The organism is Microvirga soli (assembly GCF_016734765.1).
Taxonomy (GTDB): domain Bacteria; phylum Pseudomonadota; class Alphaproteobacteria; order Rhizobiales; family Beijerinckiaceae; genus Microvirga; species Microvirga soli.
In genome coordinates, this window is the sequence record NZ_JAERQE010000089.1 from 1 (window position 1) to 10,603 (window position 10,603).

The 10,603-nt window shown below is 54.4% G+C and carries 7 protein-coding genes and 1 pseudogene; 6 read left to right on the forward strand and 2 right to left on the reverse strand.

Features of this window, described 5'->3' with window-relative positions:
- Positions 1–1,122, forward strand: a 1,122-nt coding sequence (repC, locus tag JKL45_RS28380; protein ID WP_201865134.1) for a plasmid replication protein RepC, incomplete at its 5' end; no start/stop codon positions are given.
- 101 nt (positions 1,123–1,223) lie between these two features.
- On the forward strand, positions 1,224–1,556 hold the full coding sequence (locus tag JKL45_RS30995; protein ID WP_201865140.1) for a diguanylate cyclase domain-containing protein: 333 nt from the start codon (positions 1,224–1,226) through the stop codon (positions 1,554–1,556).
- 625 nt (positions 1,557–2,181) lie between these two features.
- On the opposite strand, the gene JKL45_RS28390 is transcribed toward JKL45_RS30995, so the two are convergent.
- Both JKL45_RS28390 and JKL45_RS28395 read right to left on the reverse strand, forming a co-directional pair.
- Positions 2,182–4,509 (reverse strand): hybrid sensor histidine kinase/response regulator, encoded by a 2,328-nt coding sequence (locus JKL45_RS28390; RefSeq protein WP_201865135.1) that lies wholly within the window; start codon positions 4,507–4,509, stop codon positions 2,182–2,184.
- Between the two features lie 146 nt (positions 4,510–4,655).
- A complete protein-coding gene (locus JKL45_RS28395; protein WP_201865136.1) occupies positions 4,656–6,827 on the reverse strand; it encodes a putative bifunctional diguanylate cyclase/phosphodiesterase in 2,172 nt (723 codons plus the stop codon).
- Positions 6,828–7,367: 540 nt separating this feature from the next.
- Between JKL45_RS28395 and JKL45_RS28400 the strand changes: the two genes are divergently transcribed.
- The 4 genes and pseudogenes from JKL45_RS28400 to JKL45_RS28415 form a co-directional block, all read left to right on the forward strand.
- Positions 7,368–8,339 (forward strand): crotonase/enoyl-CoA hydratase family protein, encoded by a 972-nt coding sequence (locus tag JKL45_RS28400; protein WP_201865137.1) that lies wholly within the window; start codon positions 7,368–7,370, stop codon positions 8,337–8,339.
- Between the two features lie 530 nt (positions 8,340–8,869).
- A pseudogene (locus tag JKL45_RS28405) lies at positions 8,870–9,049 on the forward strand (IS3 family transposase); the annotation flags it as partial.
- 15 nt (positions 9,050–9,064) lie between these two features.
- On the forward strand, positions 9,065–9,331 hold the full coding sequence (locus tag JKL45_RS28410; protein ID WP_201865138.1) for a hypothetical protein: 267 nt from the start codon (positions 9,065–9,067) through the stop codon (positions 9,329–9,331).
- A gap of 824 nt (positions 9,332–10,155) precedes the next feature.
- Positions 10,156–10,603 (forward strand): P-loop NTPase family protein (locus tag JKL45_RS28415; RefSeq protein WP_201865139.1); only part of this gene is annotated, 448 nt, incomplete at its 3' end.

Here is a 10,603-nt window from a genome sequence, read left to right on the forward strand (position 1 = left end):
AGACATGCCGCTCTGGCCGCAAGGAAGCTTGCGCTCGAAGACGGGCGCACAGTCACACGCAAAGAACTCTCGGCCGCGGCCCGCGAGGCTGCTAAGGCATTGGAACTGAAGAACGGCCCCCGGTCAGTTCTGTCCGAGCTCGTGGCCTGCTGGGGCGAGCAGGAGTGGGAGCGGCTGCTGGTGTGGCCATCCAATGACTACCTGGTTAACCGCACCGGCATGTCGGAACGCTCAATCCGGTCGGCTTTCCGCGTCCTCATCGACCTGCAGCTCGTCATTCCGAGGGAATCTCCCAACGGCAAACGCTATGCGGTCAAGGACTTGGCAGGCGACATCGTCGATGCTTTCGGCTTCGACCTGACACCCGTCTACGCGAGGCGAGGGGAGTGGGCCGAGCGTCTGATCGAGCAGAAGCAAGCCCGAGAAGCCCGCAAGCGCGCCTTCGACGAAATCACCATCGCCCGACGGGCCGCCGAGGAGGCCTTAAGTGCCCTTACCGAGCACTACCCGGATCTGGATCGCTCTGACCTTGAAGAGCAGGTCAAAGGCCTGAAGGCCCGGACACCTGTGCGAAGCACGAAGGCCATGCCTCACGCTATCCTCGATGAGTGGACAGCCTTGAGGAGAGCATGCGAGGACGCTTTCTTTATGTCGGGCAATGGCGGCGGAATCCGCCGTCACACTAAGAACAACAACGGATCTCCTAGTGAGCCTTGTAACAAAGGCTTTCCGAAGAAAGCTGAGCCGGTTCGTTCAACCGAACAAACACCGGAGCACCTATCACCGGAATTGATCCTTGAGGCTTGCCCCGCCCTCAGCGACTACGGCCAACCGGTGCGGGATCTGGCGGACATCGTCTCAGCCGGCCGCTACCTGCGAGCTTCGCTCGGGGCCCATGAGAGCGCCTGGGCCGAGGCGGTGGAGGACATCGGCACCGTCAGGGCGGCCATTGCGGTAATCTACGTCCTGCAGCTCTACGAGGATGACCTTGCCAAGAATGGGGGCGAGAGCCGGATCAAGAACCCGGGCGGCTACTTCCGCGCGCTGACCCGCATGGTGAAATCCGGCAAGATCGACCTCGCCGTCGAACTCCTGGCCATGAGGAGACGGAGGATGTCATAGGATCACAGGCCATCGAGATGCGTCGCATGAAGTTTGAGTCAAGAGTATGTTTTGTTCAGGTCTGAAGTGATGCCGAGAGGAAGTCATTCTTCAGTCTCGGCATCTATGCCGGATCGGATTGTGAGGCAACTGTAAGCCTCGCGAAGCGTCTTATTCGTGAGATAAGTGAGCCGTACCACCTTGAAGCGAAAAGCATTGTTATCAATGTCTCCGTGGGTATTGCTTTCGCTCCAGCCTGCGGTGACGGAGATGAACTGATGCGTGCTGCGGATGAGGCGAGCTACGAGGCGAAACGAAGTGGCAAAGGGCAGTATCGTCTCGCCAAGTCCCAGGCGCTAGAGCCGGTTCCTTCGCTTTGTGTGCATGCGGATGCACTGAATCAGAAGATCCGAACCCGTGCTAGCGGGTGTGATCAGCCCGACATTCTCCTATAGAAGCTCCGCTGTCCCGAAACATACCCGAGTGATCCATGCTTCAATACGAGCAGGTCCACGATCTGGCGGGCTCCCTATCACCTTCAGGATAGCCCTAAGATGAGATACAGTTGGTGAATTTCTCTGAGGCGGTCGTCCGGTTTCAGCACGCTTGGTCGGTTGCCCTCGTCCCACTCTCAAGTTGCGTGCTTTGCTTTTGCTCGTTCCCTAAATGCAAGTCAGACGTCATGTTCGGAAAGATCTCGGACGAACTGTGCAAGCGCGGCCGGTGAGGGTACGACACCTACCAATAGCCGCTAGGTCGGACGCGGCGCCTGATGTAAAGCGAGGATCCGAAGAACCGGATCGGGTGCACAGGATAAGCGGGCGTCGACATTGACGCAAGCGGCAGTAGCTTCCAAGTCGAATCGTACTCTTGGACCTGACAAGTGTTGCGATCGAATGCAATGCACAGCTACGAGCGCTGCTGCTTCGCGTGCACGACCGATTTCCTTTTCTGATCCTCCCGAGAGATCCCTTGTTGGCTTCGCAAGCCTATGAGGCAAGAAATTTTGTTACATAAGCTTTGCCTGAGCTGACATGCCAGAGCATGGACCCTCAACAATCGCTGTCCTTGGAATCATTGTTACTGAGAAAAAGCCGCGACTTGTTTATCTGGGCTCTTGGTAGCAAGATACTTCTCAAATGCACGGTGAGTTCGTTCGAGTTCTACTACTAAATGCTCGACTTGTTCTGAACCATCGCGCAGTAGGTCTACGTTTGTGATCTTTCGCCAGCCAACGCAGATCTCATGCACGATCCTTGCTCCAACATTTGCTGAAGCGCTTTGCAAACCGTGGGCCTCGAGGCGGAACCTGTGGGAATCTCCGCACGCAGCGGCATTCTGCAGTTCAGCGATGAGACAATCGGCATCTGAAAAGAACTCCTCCACTAGGGCCGAGACAAAGTCCCAGCCCCCAAGTTGCTCCAATTCCTTCAGAAGCGATCCGTCGATTAAAGTCGTGTGATCAGTCGGGGATTCAATCAGATTTGGGCTGTTTGTAGTCTCCAAGCACTTCGGTAGAGAGCCAACTTTCTCCTCAATTATCCTGAGAAGTGCCAACGGCTGCACCGGCTTTGTCAGACATATGTCCATACCTGCCCCGTGAGTCCGCGTCACAACGTCTGATGTCGCGTCAGCGGTCAGAGCAATGATGGGGATACGGGTACCCTGTGCCTCCGTGAACCTGAAGAGCTTAGCGGCCTCAATGCCTGTCATGACAGGCATGTTGAGATCCATGATGGCGAGGTCAAATTTCCCCGTCTCGAGCGCGTCGAGGGCATCCTCTCCGTTCACGACGCAATGTGTTGAATGCCCTCCACGCTCCAGAATTTTCGATATTACCATTCGGTTCGTTGAGTTGTCGTCTGCAACAAGAATCGAGAGAGGTCTTGATGCCCTGGGAAGCTCGATCTCGGTAGGCCCGTGCCAAAGTGACTGCGCCAAGGACGTTTGCGCAGCAGCTGCAAAAGCTCCCACCCGCACTTCCTCTGAAGTGAAATCAAGCGGAAGTACGCTGCTTGACCACCGCCTCAGTCGCTCTGTCGACAGAATCCGAGAGGCTTCCGGACGTATTATTATTGGATTTACCGAGAGGTCTGCGCTTGCAATCTCGGCAACCAGCATTTCTTCTGGAAAATCGCTGTAGTAGAAAACCAACTGCTCTGCCGTGCTGCCTCTTTGCACATTTTCTCTTGCTCTTGCGAGCGTTCCGACAACTGGAGTGTCGCTCCTGAAACCGAGACGGGATACAAAGCCGCCCGCTAGATCGGTGTTTGAGCAAACCAAAAGAGGCGAAGATAGCTGCGACAGATGCTGGCTTGGACCGCTTCGTTCTGATCTGGTCATTGGAAGGGTAAACCAGAAGGAACTGCCGTGACCTTCCTGACTATTGACACCAATCTCACCACCCATGGCTGTGATCAACTGTCTGCAGATCGATAGGCCTAAGCCGGTCCCACCGAAGCGGTTGATGATGGTTTCATCCGCCTGGGCGAAGCTCTCGAAAATTCTGTCAGTAGCATGAGCGGCAATACCGATGCCGGTGTCGGATACAGCGAAGTGAATGAAGAACCCAGCATCCGTAGTCACTGGATGGGCAGAGAGCGTGATATATCCCTGTTGTGTAAACTTGATCGCATTGCCAAGAAGATTAAGCAAAATCTCCTCAAGGTGATGCTTTGGCCCCCGGAGTTGTGATGGTGTCCACGACGCAACGTGAATGGTGAGCCGAAGCCCCTTCTGCTGAGCTTGACTGAGTAACATCGCCCGCGCGGAGGACAAAACCTCCAACAGATCAAAGTCGACGTTCTCAAATGACGTATGGCCTGCCTCAATGCGAGATAGGTTCAAGATGCTATTTATTTGCCGAAGCAGAGCGTCTCCAGCAGTGCCAATAGTACGAATGAAGCCACGTTGCTCAAGGTCAAGGCTCGTCCTAGCCATAAGACTGGACAGACCGATAATCGCGTTCAGCGGAGTTCGTAACTCGTGACTGACGCTTGCCAGAAACAGCGTCTTAGCTCGATTCGCTGCTTCAGCTTGTGCTTTGGCATTGGACAGCTTACGGATTAAAGTACTTGTATAAAGCGGAAGAGCAATCAAACTCAGCAGCATAGTTCCCGACAGATACATATCATCGTGCCATCGCGGTGTCGTATAGACTACCGCCGTGAAGCAGACGATTGAGACCGTCATTGCAATGTAAAGAAAGCGAACTCCGAAGCGGAACCCGTTGCCGAAGGTGATCCAAAGATACAGCAGAAAAAGAATAGATGAGGGATCACCCACATAACGCATCTGAAAAGACACAGTGGCGAGGTCACTTACAATTGCGACTACGCGTCGAATTGTTGACCGCTGCGGCCAGAGCAAGACATGAACTGCGATCCCGGCAGAGATAAGAGCGAACAAGGTACCGCTGATTAGCGCCTCCCTCGGTACCTCGGAGTTGGCCCAAAACGTGTAAGACACAATCAGAACTAGAAGGATAAGCCTGTTGAGGCTCATCTCATGCTCGCGATCAGGGCTATTTCTGAAGCGGGATAGAACTTTGGTGATCACTTGGTCCGCGCTTTTCCAAGTTGGGTTACCTGCTTAGAAACGAAGTACCGCGGCCGTTCTTGCATCAATGTACTGAACGTTTCAGCGGGTATAGGCCGGCTGAACAGATACCCTTGAGCCTCGTCGCAAGGATGACTGAGCAAGCATCCGAGCTGGAGGTCAGTTTCAACACCCTCGGCGACCACCTTCAGCCCGAGGCTCTCAGCCAGCGAAATGATCGCTCTGACGATCGCCTCGTCACGAGTTCCATCCGCGAGGTTGCAAACAAATGACCGGTCAATTTTAAGCGTGTCGACAGCGAAGTTTTTGAGATAGCTGAGCGAGGAGTATCCGACCCCAAAATCGTCGATCGCAATCCGAACTCCTAACTGCTTCAGCTTCTGGAGCGTCAGTTTGGTTCTCTCGACATCCTTCAGAAGACTGCCTTCGGTGAGTTCCAGCTCAAGGTATTCCGGCCTGAGACCTGTTCTCTTGAGTGTATCGGCAACAAGTTGCACAATATCTTGGCGAAAAAACTGCACTGGAGATAAGTTCACCGCAACCTGAAGGTGATCATTACCCAGGTTCTGCCAAGCGGCAGCTTGAGTGCAGGCCTCGTTTAGAACCCAAGCGCCGATCTCATTGATGAGGCCTGTCTCTTCAGCGAGATCGATGAAGATGTGTGGGGATGTGATGCCAAAATCGGGTCGCATCCACCGTAGCAACGCCTCGGCACCCACGATCGATCCTGTCTTCAGGTCGACTTTCGGCTGATAATGAAGGATAAACTGATCGTGAGTAATGGCCTTAACAAGGTCAGCCTCTAAGCTAACGGTATTTGCAGAGCTGCTTTCCATTTCCGAGGAGTAGAAGCGCAGAGTGTTCCTTCCCTCAGCCTTAGCCTGATACATTGCCAGATCGGCGTATCGGAGGAGCTTCTCAACGTCCCGGCCATCACTCGGAGACAGGGCTACACCGATCGTACATCCGATTTTCAGCTCGCTGCCATCTAACAGGAATGGGGCTGACAAGCTGTCGATGATCTGTCGCGCAAGCTTCTCTGCATCACGTGCGACGTTGATCCTTGTTTGCACGACCACAAACTCGTCACCAGACATTCTTGCGATTAGATTGTCGCTCGGAATGCATGCGATGATACGGCTTGCTACCTGCTGGAGGATCCGGTCACCTCCAGCGTGGCCTAGCGCGTCATTGATGGATTTGAACCGATCAAGATCAATCAGGAGCAGTGCAAAAAGCCCTTGCTCGGCATCGATCTCTTGCTGAACCCTCTCGTAGAGCATTCTTCGATTGGGAAGGCCAGTGAGGGTGTCATGAAGTCCGATATGTCGCAGCGTGTTCTCCGCTTGCTTACGCTCGGTTATATCAATCGAGGTTGTAAGGATTCCTGTTACCCCACCGATGGACTCGCGTAATGACGTTTTGGTCGTCAAGAATGCGCGCTGCGATCCGCTCCTGTCTGCAATCTGTTCCTCGAAGCTGGCAGATTCACCTTTGTTCGTTGAAACCGACTTATGAATGTTCTTAGCCAATTGTCTCTGATCGCTCCGAATGACATCGCTAATTCGTCTTCCTAGCAACGATCCAGGTGTCGCGTTGACAAACTTGGCGAAGTGATCGTTGACGAAAACAATGCGGCCATCCTCGTCGCTCGCGCTAATCATTGCTGGCACTGTATCAATGACCTGGGTCAGTGCCTCCCGGCTGTTGCGAACCAGTTCTTCTTGGGAGCGCTCGCTGATTCGAAGCTGATGCTCAAGGGCAAGTGCGCGCCCCTTGATGATCTGCTGTTGCCGCTGGAGCTTGAGTAGATTACGGGCGCGGGTGATGAACTCATAGTGATCGACAGGTGACCGAAGGAAATCGGTTGCTCCGGCTTCCAATGCCTGTAGTCGGAATGCTCGATCGTCGTAAGCAGTGATTACGATAACAGGGACATCAGCGCCATTCTTGCTGGTCCGGACATGTCGCGTAAACTCTGCTCCGTCCATGCCGGGCATTCGAAAGTCGGTCACTATCAGGTCGGGGCAGGAGTTATGCAGCCAAGCAAGAGCCTCATGCGGCGATGCTGAGGCGTGTACAACCGCACCTTCTTCGATCGCCTGCGCCAACCGAGAGTATATGTTGCGGTTTGTGCTTCTATCGTCGACAATCAGAATAGTTGTCATCCATCGCCCCCCAGCGCTCCCAGTCTATCGGTTTCGTCAATCCTCTCGTTTTTCCGAGCGCGATTAGGTGTCAGCTCGGAAGCTGACCTAATTTATCGTTGTCGATCGGTCGGTCGCGCAGTGTTTTCTTGGATTAGATTTGCTTGGTTGCTCATCGAAGGTTGTCGGGCTCGTCAGCTGAATACCAGCCCGTCGTTGACCTAAACGAAGCAGGTCACATCAAGCCGCATTTGCACTGCGCAGGTAGTTTATACCACAAGAGGGTAGGGACTGTGTCCTAATTGCACGGCTTTCTTCAGGGATTGGTTAATGGAGGATTGCAGGAGGAGGTGCCGAAGCATGCGCCGGCAGGGCAGGGCCATGGATGCTATGCACACTCGGATCATTAACCAAGTATCGTGACTGGGCCAAACAATGGCTACACATATTTCAGTTAATAGATCATTATCCTTAGGAATGAACGCCTGCTGGAAGTGAGGCGGACTGAGCGGCGAGATGAAGCTCGTTGCGTCAATAGTATCTCTATGATGGAGAATGTTTATGCTGGCACCGTCGGTTCAGCTAAATGACCGTATCCTTGGCGACGTTACATCTGTCGGCACTGACGAAGCGTCCATAATTGAGGTTCCCACGCCTAGGCCTCACTCAAAGCCGACACGACAGATCGCAACAAACCTTCTTCTGCCGACCATCGACGTGCGGATTGACTTTGAGCAGAAGATCTACTGGGCAGCGATGCGTCGAAGTCAGCATCCGATGATCACTATGGAGCTGATACGGGACATGTTGTGCGTGCAGGAATCTGTCCGTGCAATCATGGAGGAAGGAAACCGAGAGCAGCATCAGCACCTCGAGTACTTCGTCGCGACATCTCAAACGCCAGGCGTTTACAACTTCGGCGGAAACCTTGCTTATTTTGCGGATTGCATTCGCCGGAAGGATCGTGCGGGTTTGCAGCAGTACGCCTATGGCTGCATCGACGTCATTTATGGAAACGCAATGGCGTTTCACACCCCCGTAATCACGATTGCGCTGGTCGAGGGCGATGCATTAGGCGGCGGATTTGAGTGTGCGGTCTCGTTCGATGTCCTAGTTGCGGAGAAAAGCGCAAAGATGGGCCTTCCAGAGATATTGTTCAATCTCTTTCCAGGAATGGGGGCATACAGCTTGTTGGCTCGTAAAATCGGTACTGCGGCGGCTGAAAAACTGATTATGAGTGGTACGGTCTATACGGCTGAAGAACTGCATCGGCTCGGTGTTGTCGACATCCTCGCCGAAGATGGACAGGGGGAGAATGCTGTACGAGACTATATCGCTTGTAACAGACGCAAGCATAACGCCCATAAGGCGATTTATCGTTCTAAGCGGCGTGTCAACCCACTGACCTATGAAGAGTTGCGGGACATTGTGGATATTTGGCTTGATGCGGCGATGGACTTGGGAGAGCAAGACCTGCGCAAGATGGCGCGGCTTGTTGGAGCTCAGGGGCGTCGTTTAGACAAAAGGGATTGATGCTACTGAGGTAGGGGCAGGGCGCGCCTTTGTGCGGAGCCTGAACGGGCTTTCAAGTAAGGGAGCATCGACTCATCAAGACCCGCGCAAGAGTTTGACCCGCCCGATATAGAGCTCTGCTGGAAGCTGGCTATCTCAGAGTTGCGCAAGCGTGGGTCGGAACCAACTCGATGCCGTGGACAAAGGCAAGAGCACTCGACGATCGATGGACTTAGAAACAGATTGTGAGAACCAAATCACCTCAGCGGGGAGTGTTTCGCAGACCTCAAACAAGGTGCTTGGGACCGGAAGGGGCTGAGCCACATGACGGAATGCGACCGATTTCTACTGTGCTTCAAGATTTCATATGAAGGGAGGCATGGCCTAAAAGGTCGCTCCATGAATGGGTGCGGTCTGGCGGACGCGGCGTGTCCTGACTCCCGTCCAGAGGCGAGGAGATCCACTGCTGTCCGCCAGAGAATAGCGTAAGAGACCCATCTGGCTTTGGCGTATGAACGGAGTTCTTGTTCTTGCAATGGCGTTTTGCCGCGTTGGACACTTGTTCCCGGCAGTTCCAAGTGTCGCGGCCGAATGCCCGGTGGGTGAGCGATTTCACCTTTGTGGTGACCTGGTCGGGTTTCGTCTATGTGGCTTTCCCGATCGACGCCTTCGCTCAGCGGATGGTGAGCTTGCGCGTGTCGCGCACGGCTCGGGCCGACTTTCGGCTCGACATACCGCAGTAGGACATGGTCGGTGATACGGACGTCATCTGTCGGACGGGAGCGTCGCTCGACCTTGGCAAGGAGAGAACGACGCGTCGCCTCCATGTGCGCGACCTCACCTTGCAAGGCCGTCATCTCTCTATGATGTTCCGAAATCCGACCGTGGATCGTCTCAATCTTCGATTTCAGATCGTCGATCTTGCCGACAAGATCGGACGTAGATCGACCGATTTCTGCTCCCATCACGCGCTCCATGTAGGACGTTATCTCTCATCAAGCCAGGTGAGGTAGCAGTTCAGATCGTCGGTGTAGGTGGCGATGGTCCCGGCAGAAGCCCCGAGCTCTGTCGCCAGGGCGTCGAGCCAGAGTCAGGCTATCCGCTGATTAGTGCGCATGAAATCCTCTCGATCGGGAGCAACATGGCATGGCATCCGTTACTGGCTTCTTGTCAGAACTCTGAAGCAAGCACCCGCCATGATCGCAATTCTCGGCAGAGCTCTATCCAATGAATTAGATTCATACCGTCAGGGTCTTGAACTTGTTCCGACGGTTTGGGTCCAGCTTCAGCGGGAGTACTGTCACAATCATCTGCTCTCGTCGCTGTCAGATGATCCTTACCTTCGGGGATGCTGCCAGATTGCGGCGTGTCAGCTTGGTGATAACCATGACCTTGGGGTAGGTGTCCCAATACGAACTCGCAAAAGCAGCTCGTTACAAGCAGCCGAGCCACTGATGCGGCTGCGGTCATTGTAAACCTAAATGCGTGCGGCGCGGCATTCATCCAGCAAGTCCCGGCGACCTCAGCGGGCAATGCACTGCCGAATGTCCCTGATGATCATCGGACCGGCTCCGTACCTTCGGCAGGGTCAGTTCAGGTGCTGGGTAAAGTAAGACGATAAGTGAAGCAATCCCAGGAGAGAATGACGGGAAGATCACCGGACGGTTGAAGGAAAAGACGAGATAAATCCCAAAAAGGACACCTCACGCCGCGCTCAAAGACGATCCGAAGCGGTGCAGCACCTGAGACAAGAGTGACATCATCGATCCTTCGACGGGCGGCCCGCACAACGCAGGCCAGTCCACACTCATCATCAACCCTCATCGAGACCTATTCCATGTCCACACCTCAGGAAGATCCTGCACAAGTCATACCCGACCTCGTCGCACTCACCAGGAAGCGCATTATCGGCCAGGATACCGCCGTCGAGGTATTCGCCCTGGAGGTCTGCAACCACATCGCGCTTAGCCCCCTGCAGCGCCGGCCTGGTGTTTTCCTCATTGCCGGTCCAAATGTCGAAGAAGACCATCTCGATCTGATCGGCGGCCTGGTCCAATCTCTGAAGAGCATGGGCGGCCTGTACAAGCTGGCCGGCAATCCTGGTGAGGATACCGACCAGATCTTCTCATCGTCCCCCGTTGCAACGGAGGGGGACTCGTTGCTGCAGGCTCTGAAGCACAGCCCTGACGGCGTGTTCGTGCTTCAGGCTATTGATCAAGCCCACCCGAATCTCCGCACCCGCCTCGAGTGGATCTGGAGGCATGGCCACCTTGTCGATGAAGCAG

Excerpts from the sequence above, each read along its gene's own strand:
- JKL45_RS28395 (WP_201865136.1), bottom strand. The coding sequence starts at position 6,827 with ATGACAACTATTCTGATTGTCGACGATAGAAGCACAAACCGCAACATA.
- JKL45_RS28400 (WP_201865137.1), top strand. The coding sequence starts at position 7,368 with ATGCTGGCACCGTCGGTTCAGCTAAATGACCGTATCCTTGGCGACGTT.
- JKL45_RS28410 (WP_201865138.1), top strand. The coding sequence starts at position 9,065 with ATGGTCGGTGATACGGACGTCATCTGTCGGACGGGAGCGTCGCTCGAC.